Annotated in this window: 16 protein-coding genes and 1 pseudogene; 7 read left to right on the top strand and 10 right to left on the bottom strand. The window is 65.6% G+C overall.

The window, feature by feature from the left end:
* Positions 1-87: 87 nt before the first annotated feature.
* Together GYH26_RS02935 and GYH26_RS02930 are read left to right on the top strand one after the other, a co-directional pair.
* Positions 88-1,158, top strand: coding sequence for a hypothetical protein (locus GYH26_RS02935; RefSeq protein ID WP_161540426.1), 1,071 nt, complete (start codon positions 88-90; stop codon positions 1,156-1,158).
* A gap of 114 nt (positions 1,159-1,272) precedes the next feature.
* Positions 1,273-2,613: a GntP family permease gene (locus tag GYH26_RS02930; protein ID WP_161540425.1), complete on the top strand. Its 1,341-nt coding sequence runs from the start codon at positions 1,273-1,275 to the stop codon at positions 2,611-2,613.
* A 4-nt stretch (positions 2,614-2,617) separates the two neighbouring features.
* Here GYH26_RS02930 and GYH26_RS02925 read toward each other — a convergent pair whose 3' ends face one another.
* The 8 genes and pseudogenes from GYH26_RS02925 to GYH26_RS02890 all read right to left on the bottom strand — a co-directional run bounded on the left by GYH26_RS02925 (position 2,618) and on the right by GYH26_RS02890 (position 6,119).
* Positions 2,618-3,121, bottom strand: coding sequence for a gluconokinase (locus GYH26_RS02925; RefSeq protein WP_161540424.1), 504 nt, complete (start codon positions 3,119-3,121; stop codon positions 2,618-2,620).
* A 3-nt stretch (positions 3,122-3,124) separates the two neighbouring features.
* Positions 3,125-3,487: an FxLYD domain-containing protein gene (locus tag GYH26_RS02920; protein ID WP_161540423.1), complete on the bottom strand. Its 363-nt coding sequence runs from the start codon at positions 3,485-3,487 to the stop codon at positions 3,125-3,127.
* Between the two features lie 119 nt (positions 3,488-3,606).
* Positions 3,607-4,185 carry a bifunctional pyr operon transcriptional regulator/uracil phosphoribosyltransferase PyrR gene (gene pyrR, locus GYH26_RS02915; RefSeq protein WP_161540422.1) on the bottom strand — a complete coding sequence of 193 codons (579 nt, stop codon included), beginning with the start codon at positions 4,183-4,185 and terminating at the stop codon, positions 3,607-3,609.
* Positions 4,186-4,258: 73 nt separating this feature from the next.
* Positions 4,259-4,651 carry a nucleotidyltransferase substrate binding protein gene (locus GYH26_RS02910; protein ID WP_161540421.1) on the bottom strand — a complete coding sequence of 131 codons (393 nt, stop codon included), beginning with the start codon at positions 4,649-4,651 and terminating at the stop codon, positions 4,259-4,261.
* A complete protein-coding gene (mntA, locus tag GYH26_RS15615) occupies positions 4,642-4,962 on the bottom strand; it encodes a type VII toxin-antitoxin system MntA family adenylyltransferase antitoxin (protein WP_161540420.1) in 321 nt (106 codons plus the stop codon). Before mntA ends, GYH26_RS02910 begins: the two co-directional genes overlap by 10 nt.
* Positions 4,963-5,014: 52 nt before the next feature.
* Positions 5,015-5,406: pseudogene (gene vapC, locus GYH26_RS15610) on the bottom strand (type II toxin-antitoxin system VapC family toxin).
* Positions 5,393-5,605 (bottom strand): type II toxin-antitoxin system VapB family antitoxin, encoded by a 213-nt coding sequence (locus GYH26_RS02895; protein ID WP_161540419.1) that lies wholly within the window; start codon positions 5,603-5,605, stop codon positions 5,393-5,395. The pseudogene vapC and the gene GYH26_RS02895 overlap by 14 nt, the downstream one beginning before the upstream one ends.
* 205 nt (positions 5,606-5,810) lie before the next feature.
* Positions 5,811-6,119, bottom strand: coding sequence for a nucleotidyltransferase family protein (locus GYH26_RS02890; RefSeq protein WP_161540418.1), 309 nt, complete (start codon positions 6,117-6,119; stop codon positions 5,811-5,813).
* Between the two features lie 111 nt (positions 6,120-6,230).
* On the opposite strand from GYH26_RS02890, the gene GYH26_RS02885 reads away from it, so the two are divergent.
* The 5 genes from GYH26_RS02885 to GYH26_RS02865 all read left to right on the top strand — a co-directional run bounded on the left by GYH26_RS02885 (position 6,231) and on the right by GYH26_RS02865 (position 11,817).
* Positions 6,231-7,163, top strand: a complete 933-nt coding sequence (locus GYH26_RS02885; RefSeq protein ID WP_161540417.1) for a DUF58 domain-containing protein — start codon at positions 6,231-6,233, stop codon at positions 7,161-7,163.
* 470 nt (positions 7,164-7,633) lie between these two features.
* Positions 7,634-9,373, top strand: a complete 1,740-nt coding sequence (locus GYH26_RS02880; RefSeq protein ID WP_161540416.1) for a M28 family peptidase — start codon at positions 7,634-7,636, stop codon at positions 9,371-9,373.
* Positions 9,374-9,383: 10 nt separating this feature from the next.
* A complete protein-coding gene (locus GYH26_RS02875; RefSeq protein ID WP_161540415.1) occupies positions 9,384-10,586 on the top strand; it encodes a M20 metallopeptidase family protein in 1,203 nt (400 codons plus the stop codon).
* Entirely contained in the window at positions 10,583-11,278 is a 696-nt protein-coding gene (locus tag GYH26_RS02870; protein ID WP_161540414.1) for a DUF2461 domain-containing protein, read from the top strand. Before GYH26_RS02875 ends, GYH26_RS02870 begins: the two co-directional genes overlap by 4 nt.
* The gene (locus tag GYH26_RS02865) at positions 11,257-11,817 is read left to right on the top strand and encodes a hypothetical protein (protein WP_161540413.1); all 561 of its coding nucleotides are present in this window, start codon (positions 11,257-11,259) and stop codon (positions 11,815-11,817) included. The genes GYH26_RS02870 and GYH26_RS02865 overlap by 22 nt, the downstream gene beginning before the upstream one ends.
* 252 nt (positions 11,818-12,069) lie before the next feature.
* Here GYH26_RS02865 and GYH26_RS02860 read toward each other — a convergent pair whose 3' ends face one another.
* Both GYH26_RS02860 and GYH26_RS02855 read right to left on the bottom strand, forming a co-directional pair.
* Positions 12,070-14,601, bottom strand: a complete 2,532-nt coding sequence (locus tag GYH26_RS02860; RefSeq protein ID WP_161540412.1) for an ABC transporter permease — start codon at positions 14,599-14,601, stop codon at positions 12,070-12,072.
* Positions 14,594-15,295, bottom strand: a complete 702-nt coding sequence (locus GYH26_RS02855; RefSeq protein WP_161540411.1) for an ABC transporter ATP-binding protein — start codon at positions 15,293-15,295, stop codon at positions 14,594-14,596. Before GYH26_RS02855 ends, GYH26_RS02860 begins: the two co-directional genes overlap by 8 nt.
* Positions 15,296-15,302 lie beyond the last annotated feature (7 nt).

The raw sequence follows: 15,302 nt of genomic DNA, 5'->3' as shown, positions 1-15,302 counted from the left end.
ACACCAGGATGCGACCCCACCGCGATCCGAAACCGTCCCCCAACGCGTGCGTATCTGGCGGGCCAGCAGGTCCTTCAACGACAGGCCATGCCTTTCGAAATTCAGGACTTTCACGACCTCGTTCGACTCCTGGAGGCCCATCCGGAGTGGCGGGCCGAGCTGCGCCGGCTCGTCCTGAGCGAAGAACTGCTCCGCCTTCCCGAACTGGTGCAGCAGCTCATCGAAGCGCACCGCCGCGCCGAAGAACGGCTCGAGCGCCTGGAGGCCACCGTCGCCCAGCTCGTCGAAGCCCAGCGCAAGGCCGAAGAACGCCTCCAGCACGTCGAAGAACGGCTCGAGCGCCTGGAGACCACCGTCGCCCAGCTCGTCGAAGCCCAGCGCAAAGCCGAAGAACGGCTTGAGCGTCTGGAGACCACCGTCGCCCAACTCATCGAAGCCCAGCGCAAAGCCGAAGAACGGCTCGACCGCCTGGAGGCTACCGTCGCCCAACTCGTCGAAGCGCATCGCCGCGCCGAAGAACGGCTTGACCGCCTGGAGGCCACCGTTGCACAGCTCATCGAAGCCCAGCGCAAAGCCGAAGAACGCCTCCAGCGTGCAGAAGCCCGACTGGAGCGCGTCGAAAAGCGCCTGGAGCGGGTGGAAAAACGGCTGGAGCATGTCGAAAAACGCCTGGAGCACGTAGAAATCCGGCTGGACGGAGTCGAAAAACGTCTGGAAAAGACGGAAGACCGCCTGTCGAAAGTCTGGGGTGGCTTTCTGGAAAGTCGCTATCGGGAGCGGGCGCACGCCTACTTTGCGCCGATCCTGTCGCGCATCCGGGTGCTCAGCAGCGAGCAACTGGTGCAGCTCCTGGACGAAGCGCTGGAAGCCGGACGCCTCACCGAAGCGGACCGGCGCGACCTGCTCCTGGCCGATCTGGTGCTGCAGGGCCGCCGCGAAGAACAGGACATGTACCTGGTGGCCGAGATTTCCGGGCTGATTTCCGAAGACGACGTGCGCCGGGCCGTGGACCGGGCGCAGGCGCTGGCACGGGCGACCGAGCGGCCGGTCATTGCCGCTGTGGCCGGCGAGACGCTTCCGACCGACGTGCAGGCGCTGGCCGCGCAGCGCGGGGTCTGGTGCGTTACCGATGGCCACGTGCTGTCGCCGGAGCCCTGATCCTCGCCACGGCTCGTTTTCTTTTTCGGATCACGCCGCGCTTTTCTTTCCCTTGCATTTGCGCGGGGGCGCTTCGATCTTGGAACGCTTCGGTTCACCCGCGCTTCGCTGACCATGAACACGCTTGCCCTGACCGGCCTGGTATTGCTGGCCGTCGCCGTGCTCCTCATCCTGGTGTTGCTCGTGCGCCTGCACGCCTTCGTGGCGCTGTTGCTGACCAGCCTGCTCGTGGCCCTGCTCGGCGGCATCCCGCCCGAGCGCGTGGCCGATGTGCTGCGCGAAGGCATGGGCAGCACGCTGGGTTACATCGCCGTGGTGATCGGGCTGGGCGCCATGATCGGGGAACTGCTCCAGCACAGCGGCGGCACGGCCCGTATCGCCCGCTCGCTGCTCGACCGCTTCGGCGAGCACCGGGCACCCTGGGCGCTGGCGCTGACGGGCTTTCTGGTGGCCATTCCGGTCTTCTTCGATGTGGCGCTGATCCTGCTCCTGCCGCTCGTCTACAGCCTGGCGCATCGCACGGGTCGCTCGCTGCTCTACTACGCCCTCCCGCTGGCGGCCGGCATCGCCGTGGCGCACAGCTTCGTGCCGCCGACGCCTGGTCCGGTCGCCGTGGCCGGTCTGCTGGGCGCCGACCTGGGCTGGGTCATTCTGTTCGGTGTGATCGTGGGGCTGCCCGCCACGATCCTGGGCGGCATCGTCTTCGGACGCTGGATGGCTGCCCGGCTGCACGTGCCCGTCCCGGCCCATCTGTTCGACGAAGCGACGGATGAAACCCGCCCCCTGCCCTCGTTCCTTCAGGCGCTGAGCGTGATTCTGGTGCCGCTGGCGCTGATCCTGATGGGCACGGCGGCCGGCGCCTTCCTACCCGAAGATCATGCCCTGCGGCCGCCGCTCCGGCTGCTCGGACACCCGTTCACGGCGCTCGTGCTGGGCACATTGCTGGCCTGCTACCTGCTGGGCGTGCGGCTGGGCTACCCGATGCGCACCGTGCAGCAGATCGTCTCGAAGGCGCTGGAGCCGGTGGGCCTGATCCTGCTGGTGACCGGCGCGGGCGGGGTGCTCAGCCGCGTGCTTGTCGAAACCGGCGTCGGGCAGGCGCTGGCCGAGCAACTGGCTGCCTCGCGGCTTCCGCTGGTCGTGCTCGCCTTCGGGATCGCACTGGCCGCCCGCGTGGCGCAGGGCTCGGCCACCGTGTCGATGGTGACGGCCGCCGGACTGATCGCGCCGGTCGTGCAGACCGGCACCTATTCGCAACCCCTGCTGGCCCTGACCACGCTCGCCATCGCCGCCGGGGCCACGGCCTTTTCGCACGTGAACGACTCGGGCTTCTGGCTGGTGAGCCGCTACCTGGACCTTTCGGAGGCCGACACGCTCCGCGTGTGGACCGTGCTGGAAACGATTCTCGGCGTGAGTGGCCTGATCGTGGTGCTGCTGCTCAGTCTGGTGGTGTAGCCGCTCAGCGACGGCCCTGCAGATTCCACCGCGTGACGATCGCACGCACCAGCTCGCTTACGGGTCGGGTGGCCTCGAGAATCAGCGCTTCGTCGGCGTCGGGCGCTTCGAGGTCGTCGAACTGGCTCTGCAACAGCTTCGGGTCGAAAAAATGCCCCCGCCGCGCCTCCAGTCGTCGGCGGATCGTCTCGTAGTCGGCCGCCAGGTGGACGAACCGGACGCCCTCACCGGCGCGGCGTAGCACGTCGCGGTAGCTGCGCTTCAGAGCCGAGCAGGCCACGACGGCCGGACGTCCTTCCTGCAGGTGCCGTGCGATCAGTGCCCGAAGCGCCTCCAGCCAGGGCAGGCGGTCGGCGTCGGTGAGCGGCACGCCCTGGCGCATTTTTTCGATGTTGGCCGGCGGATGAAAGTCGTCGCCATCGTAGAACGGCCAGCCGAGCGTTTCGGCCAGGGCGCGGCCCACGGTCGTCTTGCCCGCGCCGGAGACGCCCATGACGACGATCACCATGGCTCAGAGCACGAGCACGCTGCGCACACGGGCGCCCTGCACGTCCTGATCGGTGTCGAGTGGTTGCCGGAAGCGTTTGCGTCCTTTCGGTGGAACGTCCTGCACGGGCACCTGCATCGTACCGATCAGGCGATTGTGCCGGTCGTAGAGGCCAATTTCGAGCTGCAGGTTCGCGATGGGCTGGTCGGTCAGGTTGCGCACGACGCCGGTTACGATCCGCGTACCGCCGGGCAGCTCCTGATAGCGAAAGTCTTCGACTTTTACCGGGCTATCCGACGGCTCCTCTTTCCCGCATCCGGCCACCACGAGCATCAGCAGCAGCCCGAGGCGTCCGCTCCATCGCGCCAGACTTTGCCAGCGTGTCATTCCCGTTTCGGTTCCTTTCTCCAGACAAAGACGGCCGCACCGCCCAATCGGCGATGCCTGGCAGGGCTTGTAAAGATCCAGAGCGCGCGGCTTCGTTTCTTTGAGATTCCGACCAAAAATCACGGAGTCGACGTGGGGGCGGTTTCCACGAGCCAGACGCCTTCGCGATCGTCCACCTCACGCAGGCGCACGCGCACCTCCTCGCCGGGCAGCGTGGGCACCTGGCGGCCGACGATGTCCGGGCAGATGGGTAATTCGCGCAGCCCCCGGTCGATCATCACCAGCAGGTAGACGGCGGCCGGGCGCCCCAGGTCCATGAGCGCATCGAGCGCGGCCCGCGCCGTACGGCCCGTATAGATCACGTCGTCGATGAGCACCAGGTGGCGGCCCGTCACATCGAAGGGAATGTGGGTGGGACGCACCACGGGCTGATGCACCCGCAGCCGCACGTCGTCGCGGTACATGGTGACGTCGAGGATGCCGACAGGCACCTCCAGCCCGGCGGCCTTCTGAATTTTTTCCTGCAGGCGGCGCGCCAGATACACGCCGCGCGTCTGCATGCCGACCAGCGCCAGCTTCTCCTCGCCGCCCGCGTCGAGCGCCGCCCGTTCGATGATCTGCCGGGCCATGCGTTCGAGCGTGCGGTCCAGGTCGGCCGCGTCCATGAGCTGTGCCTTGATGCGATCCTGAGCTTCCATGTGTCCGGTAACTGAGCTCGCTTAACCATTCTGTCGGCCACACGCCCGGAGCCGGGCCAAGGATCCCGACCGTTTAGAGAAGCGACGTGTCCAGCCGGGTCTCCATGCGCTGAAGCCAGCGATCCATGAGCACCGCATAATCCTGCAGACGGGCAAATAACGCCCGGGCCAGCACTTCGTTGTAGGTGCGTACGGTCATGCAAGCCTGGCGCGCTTCCGGCTCATCCAGCAATCCTGCTTGAAAAGCTGCTCGAATCACCTGTCGTGGCGAGGTCGCTTCGATCGCTTCAAAGACGCGAAGATAGCGCTGCGCCGCTTTCCAGGTTGTTTCAAACGAATACGCGAATCGCTGAATAGCCGCATCGCGCACAATGTCGGTGACCGGTTGCACCTGAAGGACCGCCTGAAGCGTACGCACTGCACGACGTGCCACGGCAAGCCGTTCCTGCACGCGATTCAGTTCCATGGAATTCCTTCTCGGAGCACTCGTTCACGAAAAGCTGGATCTACTTCTGACAGATCGACCAGATCCACCTTGAAAAGTATGTTTGCAGATTCAAGCGCATCCCGCAGCGCAATCCAGCGTTCCCGATCGATAGGCTGCTCCGACCAGACAGCCACGTCAATATCGGAGCCGCGGTGTGGCGTGCCCCGGGCAAACGAGCCGAAAAGATAGATGCGTACCGGAAGCCCGGCCAGATGCTCACGGAGGATACGCCGAACCTCGGCCAGGTCGATCTCCGCATGAAATGGAAGCGTTGTCGTGCCGGGATCCATATTGCTTCTGATACCTCCCCGACGTTCGGACCCGCCTGAGGGCACGTCGGCGTTACACGACCATCTGCAGGCCCAGATGTTCGACAAACGGAAGAAAATCCCGATCAGAAAACAACAGCGCGTGCCCTTTTCAATGGAATACGTGGCGATAATTACGTCGATGGTCTTCCGAATCGTAATACCCTGGCGACGAAGCCGGCGATAATTTTCGGCACTGCGCAACGCATACGATACGCCCAGCATTTCGAAGACCGTCAGCGATAACAGCAACGACCGCGCCGTCTGATAGTCGGCCTCGCGACGAAATCCCTGCAGCACCTCAACCAGCATGACGTCGCCGATGGCCAGTGGTTCGACCCCCAGCAACGCGTCCAGCCGGTCGGTTTGCGGGGTGGCGCGACCGTTGAAGTAATCAATCCAGACGCTGGAGTCAACCACGATCATGCTCCGGCCGGTCGGTACGCAGGACATCCAGATCTCCTTCCCAACGGAGCTTACCCCGGAAGTCTTTAATGCGCTCCTGCTGTTTGAGGCGCAGCAATGTCCGTAGCCCCAGTTCCACCGCCTCGCGCTTTGTCTTCAGGCCTGTTACGCGGAGGACTTCCCGCATCAGTTCGTCATCAATTTCGATGCTTGTTCGCATCACGCCCTGTCGGTTGATGTGTAACGCGAAAGAGAGCTATACCCATTGGGTCATCGGGTTCCCCGGTGTTGCGCCTGAGCTTTCTTGATGGCGCCACCGACGCACAGATCACCATCATGGTGCATATGCACGGAATCCCGCGACCACGCCTCATTCTTTGAGCCCAAAGCACACGGCGGTGCATTTCTACGCCGATAAATTCCGGTCATATCGGTACGGCTTCCTGCAAAATGAAAGGTCTGAGTTCCTCTTTAAGTGCACTTTTCTCTACCAGATCCACACGCACGCCCAGTCGATCGCTCAGCCACTGTTCAAGCTCAATGAACTGTAGCAGACTGAAAGGCCGCTCGTCCAGCTCGACCAACACGTCCAGATCGCTTTCAGCCCCGGCCTGTCCCCGCACGTACGATCCGAACAGCGCCAGCGAAACAACGCCAAACCGCTCTCGCAATTCGGGCAGCAATACGCGCAGCTGTTGCCGTAGCCTTTCAAGTTCAGGGATCTGGGTTTTCATTTCCAGACGGAAGTTGTTGCAAAAACGACCAGGCTACGTTGGAACTCCCACACCCCCGAAGGTTCTAACAGGATCGGTTTCTGATACCCACGACCAACCTGCAGGCTCCCTGTGGCCCGTCCGACGGCATTGCAGTACCTCGATCCGGCCGTGCTTTCGCGCCTGAAAAACATGGAACTGCGGGCGCGGCTGATCGTCGAGGGCTTCATCACGGGACTGCACCGCAGTCCATACCACGGCTTTTCGGTGGAATTTGCCGAGCACCGGCCCTACAATCCGGGCGACGAGCTGCGCCACATCGACTGGAAGGTGTACGCCAAAACGGACCGTTTCTACGTGAAGCAGTACGAGGAGGAGACGAACCTGCGCCACTACGTGGTGCTCGACACCTCGCCGTCGATGCGCTATCGCTACCGGGCGCCCCTGACCAAACTGGAGTACGGCGCCTATCTGGCGGCCGCCTTGCACTTTCTGATGCTGCGTCAGCGGGACGCCACGGGACTGATCGCTTTCGACGAGCGCGTGCATACGCTGATCCCCCCGAAAAGCAAGCCGGGCTACCTGCACACGCTGCTGACTCATCTCGAGCGCCTGGTGCGTCTGGAAGACGCCGAGACGCGCCGCACGGCCGTGGCGTCGGTGCTGCACGAAGTGGCCGAACGCATCCACCGCCGATCGCTCGTGGTGCTGATCACGGACCTGTTCGACAACCGCTCGGCACACGACGAACTGCTGCGTGCGCTGCGCCACCTGCGACATCGCGGGCACGAAGTGCTGGTGTTTCACGTGCTGGAAGGCGCCACCGAGCGACGCTTCGAACTTCCGGACCGCCCGCTGCGACTTGTCGACGTGGAAACCGGTGAGGAGATGACGCTGCATCCGGCCCAGTTCCGTGACGCCTATGTGCAGGCCGTGCAGGCGTTCACCGAGCAGTTCCGTCGCCGCTGTCTGGAGCACCGGATCGACTTCGTCGAACTCGACACCGGCCAGCCTTACGACACCGCCCTGCTGGCCTACCTGAACAAACGCCAGCGGCTGCACTGAAAGACCGTGCATCGGTGCCCGCGCCGTGCTTATCTTCCTTCACACCATTGAGGAAAGGTGCTACGCTCCCGCCGGGGTCGAGCCCTGCCGTTTACGCTTCGCATCCGACGACGGCATGCATCGGCTCGTAGTAAGCCACGGAGCGAAGCGGAGTGGCGTCAGACAACGATCTGGAAGCACCACCTGACTAGAAGTCATCCGAAAAATAAGTCCAGGGAATTCGCGATTTCGACCTTGCATAGCGTTCCGCTGAGCTTTGAAGCACAACCCACGTGCTTGTAGTCAGGCACGGAGCGAAGCGGAGTGCCGTCCCGGGTAACGCCACTACGGCTAGCGCCTTCGTGGCTTACTACAAACACGTGCTTCTGAGATGCAGCGCAAAGCGCCAGCTTACCGGATCTCCCCTTGTTTTCCGGATAAGTTCTACCTTGAAGGCACAGCGAATTCGTTCACCCGATACAGGGCAAACCATGCGGCAACGTATTGCACGGACGTTTTTCGGAATCCTGCTGACATGCTGGCCCCTGCTGTCGCAGGCGCAGAGCCAGCGTCCCGCCGTCACCCCCACCGTGTTCGATAACCCGGCGCTCGTGCAGCGCTATCAGGCGACGATCACGCCCGAAGACCTGGCCGCGCACCTGTTCATCGTGGCCTCCGACTACTTTGAAGGCCGCGAAACCACCACGCGTGGCCAGAAGCTGGCCGCCTACTATCTGGCCTCCCAGTATCGCAAACTGGGCCTCGAGCCCGCCGGCACGCTGAAGCCGGACCATCCCTACGCACCGGAAGCCTATTTCCAGCCGTTCACCGTCTACGGCCAGCGGCTGCAGGAAGCGCATCTGATCGCCGTGCAGGGCGCCGACACGCTGGCCGCGCTGGCGTTCGGCCCGGAGCAGGCCGACCCGAACGGCTACCTGTGGCTGGGCGTCCGGCCCGAAAGCGCCGGCGAACTGGTCTTCGGCGGCTATGGCATTGCCGATCCCGAGCTGGGCTACGACGACTACGCCGCGCTGGCGGCCGACAGCATCGACCTGACCGGCCGCTGGCTGCTGATCCTGGCCGACGAGCCGCTGGCCAACGACTCGACCAGCCTGCTGACGCCCGACGGCCGCCCCTCACGCCGGACGGCCCAGCCGTTCCTCAAGCTGCGCCGGGCGCTGGAGGCCGGCGTGGCCGGCGTGCTTCTGGTAGGCGACCGCTCCCCGCGGGCCGACGAGCCGCTGGCCGAACGTGCCGCCCGTGCCGCACTGCGCGCGCGGACCAGCGTCGGACGCCTTTCGCTTACACCGCCGCAACAGGGCGGCTTTCAACTGCCGCCGATCTGGGTGGTCAGCAGTCAGGTGGCCGACGCGCTGCTGGCCCCGAGTGGCCATACCATCGCCGAGCTGCAGCAGCAGATCGACGAAAGCCGCCGGCCCGTCGTGTTCGCCGTGCCCGAGGTCACCGTGCACGGCCGGCTCGTGCAGGAAACCTACCAGGCCCAGACCGAAAACGTCCTGGCCTACATCGAAGGCGCCGACTCGCTGCTCAAAAATGAAGTGGTGGTTCTCTCGGCACACTACGACCACGTGGGTGTCGATCCGACGGCCGAAGGCGACGGCATCTACAACGGCGCCGACGACGACGGCACGGGCACCGTCGCCCTGCTCGAAATTGCCGAAGCCTTCATGCAGGCCGCACGCGACGGCTACCCACCCCGCCGTTCCATCCTGTTCCTGCACGTGTCGGGTGAAGAAAAGGGATTGCTCGGCTCGGCTTACTACACCGATCACGAACCGGTCTTCCCGCTCGAACAGACCGTCACGAATCTGAATATCGACATGATCGGCCGCCACGACCCCACGCGGGAAGGCGATCCCAACTACGTGTACATCATCGGCTCGAACCTGATCTCACAGGAGTTGCACGAGATCAACCTGCGCGTGAACGAAATCACCGGCACGCGCCTCGTGCTCGACGAGCGCTTCAACAGCAAAGACGATCCGAACCGGTTCTACGCCCGCTCCGACCACTGGAACTTCGGCAAGCACGGCATTCCGTTCATCTTCTTCTTCACAGGTACCCACGAAGACTATCACGGCGTGGACGACGAGCCGCACAAGATCGACTACGACCGCATGGCGCGGATCGTCCGTTTGATTTTCGGCACGGCCTGGCAGGTGGCCAACCAGGACAACCGCCCGGCCGTCACGGGCACCGGCTTCAACTGAGCGACGAACCATGCTGCGCGAGATTCAGGCGCTGAGTGAGGAAATCTTTCCGGAAGTGGTCCGGCTTCGGCGGACCATCCATGCGAATCCGGAACTGGCCTTCGAGGAATACGAAACGGCCCGGCTGGTCGTCGAGACGCTGCGGCCGCTGGGCCTGGAGATTCAGACCGGCGTGGCCCGTACCGGCGTGGTGGCCACGCTGCGCGGGGCCGAGTCGGGCCCGACCGTCCTGCTGCGGGCCGACATGGACGCGCTGCCCATCCAGGAAGAAAACGACTTTGAATTCCGCTCCCGGAATTCGGGCAAGATGCACGCCTGCGGCCACGACGCGCACACGGCCTCGCTGCTGGGCACGGCCATGATCCTGTCGCGGCTGCGCGATCGATTGCACGGCCAGGTGCGGATGATCTTTCAGCCCAGCGAGGAAAAGCTGCCCGGCGGCGCCCAGGCCATGATCCGTGAAGGCGTGCTGGAAGCGTCCGACAGCGTACCGGCGCCTTCGGTCGTCTTCGCCCAGCACGTGCAGCCGGATCTACCGGTAGGCACGATCGGCGTGCGTAGCGGCATGTACATGGCCTCGGCCGACGAACTCTACATCACGGTCCGGGCCGAAGGCGGCCATGCCGCCGCCCCCCATCGCCTGGCGGCCGACGGCGTGCTGGTGGCCGCCCACATCATCGTGGCGCTGCAGTCCGTGGTCAGCCGCAATGCCCCGCCCGACGTCCCCACGGTGCTCTCGATCGGGCGCGTGCTGGCCGAAGGCGCCACGAACGTGCTACCGCCCACCGTGCGCATGGAAGGAACGTTTCGGGCCATGGATGAAGACTGGCGCTTCCGGGCGCACGCACTCATCCGCCGCGTCGTCGAGCAGACGGCCCGCGCCTTCGGGGCCGAGGCCGACGTGGAGATCGTCGTGGGCTACCCGGCCCTCTACAACCACGAGGAGCCCACAGAGCTGGTACGCGAGGCCGCCCGCGAGTACGTGGGTCCCGACCGGGTGGTGGAACTCGAGCCCTGGTTTGCCAGCGAGGACTTCGCCTACTTCCTGCAACAGCGGCCGGGCTGCTTCTACCGCATCGGCACGGGCAATCCAGAAAAGGGCATCGTGCACGGCCTGCACACGCCGCGCTTTACGATCGACGAAGAGGCGCTGCGCATCGCGCCCGGCTTCATGGCCTATCTGACCTGGCGCTATCTGCAATCGGCGGCATGAGCACACTCTACGATTTCCCGCCGTTTCCGGGTTTTCGGCCTGAAGCGCTGGACTTTCTGCGCGCGCTGAAGCAGCACAACCGCCGCGACTGGTTCCGGCCACGTAAGGCGATCTACGAAGACGAAGTACGCTGGCCCATGCAGTGCCTGGTGGCCGACGTGGGCCGCGAGCTGATTCGGCGGGGCCTGCCGCTACGTGGCGATCCGGAACAGGGACTGTTCCGGATCTACCGGGACACGCGCTTCTCGAAAGACAAGCGCCCCTACAAAACGCACATCGGCGCCGTGCTCTCGCGCACGGGAAGCCGCCGGGATCTGGGCGTCGTGTACATTCATGTGGAGCCCGGCGACTCGTTTCTGGGGGCCGGCTTCTGGAAGCCCGAGGCGACCTTCCTGCGGCGCTGGCGCCGCAAGCTGTGGCAGGAGGCCGAGGCATTTCTGGACATCGTCCGGCAACTTCAGACGCACGGCCTGACCCTCGAAACCGATTCGATGCGCAAGCGCATGCCCCGGGGTTTCGAGGAGGCCGCCAACAGTCCGGTCGCCGAATACCTGCGCTGGAATTCGTTTCTGGTGTCGCAGGACGTGCCGGACGAAGCCGTGCTGCACCCCGACTTCGCACAGACCGTGCTCCGCTTTGCCGAAATCGTGCTGCCGCTGCTGGAATTCGGATGGGACGCTGCGGATACCTGATCGCGTTGCTGATCGGCCTGCTGGCAAGCTGCGGAGGCGCCCGCGAGATCGTGATGGCACCGCCCCGACCGGCCGCGCCGGGCATGCCCGACAGCGCCGCCGCCCCGGCCCGTCTGTCGTTGACCGTTGCGGCCGATTCCGTGCTACCTCCTCCCTTTCAGGCGCTCACGCTGACGCTACACCCGCTGGCGTTGCGCCGCTCTGACGGCCACCGCCAGCCGTTTCCTTTCGCGCGACGCACCCTGACGTTCTCTGCCACGACCCTTCGTGCCTGGACCCTGCTCGAAGCCGCGCCCGTTCCGCCCGGCCACTACGACACGCTGTGGATCAGGCTATCCGACGTGTCGATGCGCTTCGGTCCCAACGCCGGCGGCACGCTGACCGTCGAAACCGACACGCTGGCCCTGCCCGTGACGCTGACCCTGGATCCGGATCGGGCCTACACCTACCGACTGCTTTTCGAAGTGCGGCGCTCGATCCAGGCCGAGCCCGATTGCCGCTGGCGCTTCGTGCCCCGGATGCACCTCGAAGTGCGTTAATGTGGGATCGCTGATATGGAATCGTGATTTACTGGTGCATGAGGGGCCACACCCCATGTGGCGGACGTGATCCGGCGGGTATGATCGGGCGGACACAATGGTCCGCCCCTACGGGATAGGGAAGCTGTCAATGATCTGGTAGGGGCGCACCACCGTGTGCGCCCGTGCTTTCTCACATGCACCACGATTTTCCAGAAATCATATGATTTACCCGTGCAGGAGGCGTCCTTCTGTGTGGCGGACGTGTTGCGCCTATCCTGCCGCGCGGAGCACGTCGAGCGGCGGACGGCCATAGACGCGGCGGTTGCCGAGCAGCCCGACGCCCAGCGTCAATGCTACGGCGCTCAGCAACGCCGCAGCCAGTACGTCCGGCGCCCCCACGGGCGGCGCCTCGAACACGAGCCCGGCCAGCAATCCGGCCGCGCCCACGGCCAGTACCAGTCCCACCGTCGCTGCCAGCAACCCCAGGAGCCCGTACTCCACGGCCGTGATCTGAAGCACCTGGCGTCGCGAAGCTCCCAGCGTCTTGAGTAGCACGGTCTCCTCCTCGCGGGCCACACGCGTCACGGCAATCGCTCCCAGCAGCACGATCACGCCCGTCAGCACGCTGAACAGCGCCATGAACTGCAGTACCAGCCCCACCCGCCCGAAGATTTCGTCGGCCACGTTCAGAATAAGCTGCAGATCGATGGCTGACACGCTCGGGAACGCCTCGACGGCGGCCCGCTGGATGCGGGGCGAAGCCTCCCCGGCCCGCACCAGCAGCACGAACATCTGGGGCGCTTCCTCCAGCACGCCGCGCGGAAACAGCACGAAAAAGTTCGTCCGGAAGCGCCGCCAGTCCACACGCCGGATGCTTCCCACCACTGTGGGGATCTCGACACCCTGCACGTTCCACACGAGCGTGTCGCCGAGCGTCACGCCCAGCTCGGCAGCGATCTCTTCTTCGAGCGAGACAGGCGGCACGGCCGTACCGGGCGGCACCGAAGGCGTGAAGGTGCCGGCCAGCAACGTTTCGGTGTCGGTCAGATAATCGCGATAGGACGAACGGTACTCACGCCGGAAGGCCCAGCTCAACCGCACGGTGGTATCGGCACGAAGGGCCTCGATCCGGCGTCCGTTGACGGCCGCCAGCCGCATCGTGACGATCGGGACCGTTTCGAGCACCGGTGCCCCGTGCGCCTCGACGAGCGCGACCAGGCTGTCGCGCTGATCGGGTTGTACGTCGAAAAAGACCAGATCGGGCCGCTCGCCGCCTCCGGCCTGACGAACCTGGGCCAGCAACGTCCGCTCGACGAGCAGCACCAGCACGACCAGGAACGTCCCCAGCCCGAGCGCCAGCATCAGCACAAGCGTCTGGTTGTGCGGGCGGTACAGGTTGGCCAGCCCCTGGCGGAACACGTACGGCCAGCGGTCCGGGACCGCGCGCCGGAGCAGGCGCATCAGCCCGCGGGCCAGCAGCGTCAGCGCACCGAAGACGAGCATCAGCCCGACGGCATAGCCGGCCCCGATGGCCGGAGCGGGCGCCTGCAGCATGGCGAACGCGGTCAGTCCGCCCGCCAGCAGCAGCCAGGCCAGCCAGCGCAGCGGATCGCGTCCGGCGGGCACGGGATCGACCGAAGCCTGCAGCGCCCGCAGCGGCGTCACGTGGCGCACGGGCAGCAGCGGAAGCAGGGCAAACAGCAACGTGATGGCCGGTCCGCTCAGCAGCCCCAGCCCCACGGCGGCCGGCTCGATGTGCAGCGGTACCGCGACCGGAAGGAATTCGGCCAGCAGCCGCGGCAACAGCGCCTGCAGTCCCAGTCCCAGCAGCGTGCCGGCTACACCGGCCACCAGTCCCATCGCCAGCGCCTGCAGCAGATAGACCGCCACGGTCTGCGCGGGCGTCGCCCCCAGGCACCGGAGTACGGCCACCGCATCGACGCGCTGGCGCACGTACACATGCACGGCGCTGGCAATGCCGATCCCGCCCAGAATCAGCGCGATGAAGCCCACCAGCCCGAGAAAGCGGTACAGGTTCGTCAGCGCTTCGTCCCAGTCCTCGCGGATTTCTTCGACGGTATCGACGCGCACGCGCAGCGGCCGCAACTCCCGGCGGAGCCGGTCGCCCAGCGCCTCGGCATCCCGGCCGTCGTCGAAGCGAAAGTAAACCGCGTATTCGGCGCGGCTACCGAAACCGAGCAGCAGCGTATCGATCCCGGCCAGCGGAATGTACACGCGGGGCGCGGCCAGTGCCATGGCGGCCGACTCCGACGGGGTGGCGAGCAGCCGTCCCAGGATCGGATAGCTCCGGCGCCCCACACGCACCGAGTCGCCCACGCGGGCGCCGTAGGCGTCGAGCAGCGTGCCGTCGACCAGCGCGCCGTCTTCCTGCAGGTAGCGCGTGGCCGCCTCTGGCGGATCGGTCTGGAGTCGTCCGTACAGGGGCCAGGTGCCGGCAACGGCCCGCACCGACGCCAGCCGCACCCGGCCGGTCCGCGGAAAGTAGACCATCGAAGCGAACGAGACCACGCGGGTCTGGCGGCCGCCGATCGAGTCGATGAGCGCTTCGAGTTCGCCGAACGGCGCTTCCCGCTCCAGGCGCAGATCGGCGCCCAGCAGCTGGCGGGCCTGCTCGTCCACGGCCCGCCGCAGATTGCCCCCGACGCCGCTGATGGCCACCAGCGCGGCCAGCCCCAGCACCATGGCCGACAGAAACAGCAGCAGCCGCCGACGGCTGCCCCGGCTGTCGCGCCAGGCCATGCGAAGGGCCCAGCGCAGCGTCCCCGTACGTGGCTCAGCCATGACGTGTCGCATTGGTGGTGGCGTGGACCGGCTCGTCGGCCACGATGCGTCCGGCCCGCAGGTGCAGAATGCGGCCGGTGCGTCGGGCCAGCTCCAGGTTGTGTGTGACGATGACCAGCGTGGTGCCGGCCGTCGCGTTCAGTTCGAAAAGCAGATCCTCGACGACCGCCCCGGTCTCGGCGTCCAGGTTGCCGGTCGGCTCATCGGCGAACAGCATGCGGGGACGGTTGATGAAAGCCCGCGCCAGTGCCACCCGTTGCTGCTCACCGCCCGAGAGCTGGCGCGGATAGTGATGCAGCCGATCGCTTAGACCCACCCGTTCCAGCAGTTCGACAGCCCGTCGGCGGGCCGTGCGGTCGCCCCGCAGCTCGGCCGGTACCATGACGTTTTCCAGCGCGGTCAGCGTCGGCAATAGCTGAAAAGTCTGGAAAACGAAGCCCACGAGCCGATTGCGAAGCGCCGCGCGGGCGTCTTCGTCGAGCACGGTCAGGTCCTGGCCGTCCAGCCACACCTTGCCCGCCGTGGGCAAGTCCAGACCGGCACACAACCCCAGCAGCGTCGTTTTACCGCTGCCCGAAGGGCCAACCACGGCACAGATTTCTCCTTCGGCCACCGAAAACGAGACATCCTGGAGTACTGTCAGCGTCCGGGTGCCGCTCCGGTACGTCTTCGTCAGATGCGCAACCTGTAACATGCAAACA

This window comes from Rhodothermus marinus, from assembly GCF_009936275.1.
GTDB lineage: Bacteria > Bacteroidota > Rhodothermia > Rhodothermales > Rhodothermaceae > Rhodothermus > Rhodothermus marinus_A.
The sequence above is the reverse complement of the archived record's forward strand: the minus strand, read 5'-3'. Positions and strand labels throughout refer to the sequence as shown.

What these genes read in the sequence shown, in the direction of transcription:
- GYH26_RS02935 (WP_161540426.1), top strand. Translation starts at nt 88, where the DNA reads ATGCCTTTCGAAATTCAGGACTTTCACGACCTCGTTCGACTCCTGGAG.
- GYH26_RS02930 (WP_161540425.1), top strand. Translation starts at nt 1,273, where the DNA reads ATGAACACGCTTGCCCTGACCGGCCTGGTATTGCTGGCCGTCGCCGTG.
- GYH26_RS02925 (WP_161540424.1), bottom strand. Translation starts at nt 3,121, where the DNA reads ATGGTGATCGTCGTCATGGGCGTCTCCGGCGCGGGCAAGACGACCGTG.
- GYH26_RS02920 (WP_161540423.1), bottom strand. Translation starts at nt 3,487, where the DNA reads ATGACACGCTGGCAAAGTCTGGCGCGATGGAGCGGACGCCTCGGGCTG.
- pyrR (WP_161540422.1), bottom strand. Translation starts at nt 4,185, where the DNA reads ATGGAAGCTCAGGATCGCATCAAGGCACAGCTCATGGACGCGGCCGAC.
- GYH26_RS02910 (WP_161540421.1), bottom strand. Translation starts at nt 4,651, where the DNA reads ATGGAACTGAATCGCGTGCAGGAACGGCTTGCCGTGGCACGTCGTGCA.
- mntA (WP_161540420.1), bottom strand. Translation starts at nt 4,962, where the DNA reads ATGGATCCCGGCACGACAACGCTTCCATTTCATGCGGAGATCGACCTG.
- GYH26_RS02895 (WP_161540419.1), bottom strand. Translation starts at nt 5,605, where the DNA reads ATGCGAACAAGCATCGAAATTGATGACGAACTGATGCGGGAAGTCCTC.
- GYH26_RS02890 (WP_161540418.1), bottom strand. Translation starts at nt 6,119, where the DNA reads ATGAAAACCCAGATCCCTGAACTTGAAAGGCTACGGCAACAGCTGCGC.
- GYH26_RS02880 (WP_161540416.1), top strand. Translation starts at nt 7,634, where the DNA reads ATGCGGCAACGTATTGCACGGACGTTTTTCGGAATCCTGCTGACATGC.
- GYH26_RS02875 (WP_161540415.1), top strand. Translation starts at nt 9,384, where the DNA reads ATGCTGCGCGAGATTCAGGCGCTGAGTGAGGAAATCTTTCCGGAAGTG.
- GYH26_RS02870 (WP_161540414.1), top strand. Translation starts at nt 10,583, where the DNA reads ATGAGCACACTCTACGATTTCCCGCCGTTTCCGGGTTTTCGGCCTGAA.
- GYH26_RS02865 (WP_161540413.1), top strand. Translation starts at nt 11,257, where the DNA reads ATGGGACGCTGCGGATACCTGATCGCGTTGCTGATCGGCCTGCTGGCA.
- GYH26_RS02860 (WP_161540412.1), bottom strand. Translation starts at nt 14,601, where the DNA reads ATGGCTGAGCCACGTACGGGGACGCTGCGCTGGGCCCTTCGCATGGCC.
- GYH26_RS02855 (WP_161540411.1), bottom strand. Translation starts at nt 15,295, where the DNA reads ATGTTACAGGTTGCGCATCTGACGAAGACGTACCGGAGCGGCACCCGG.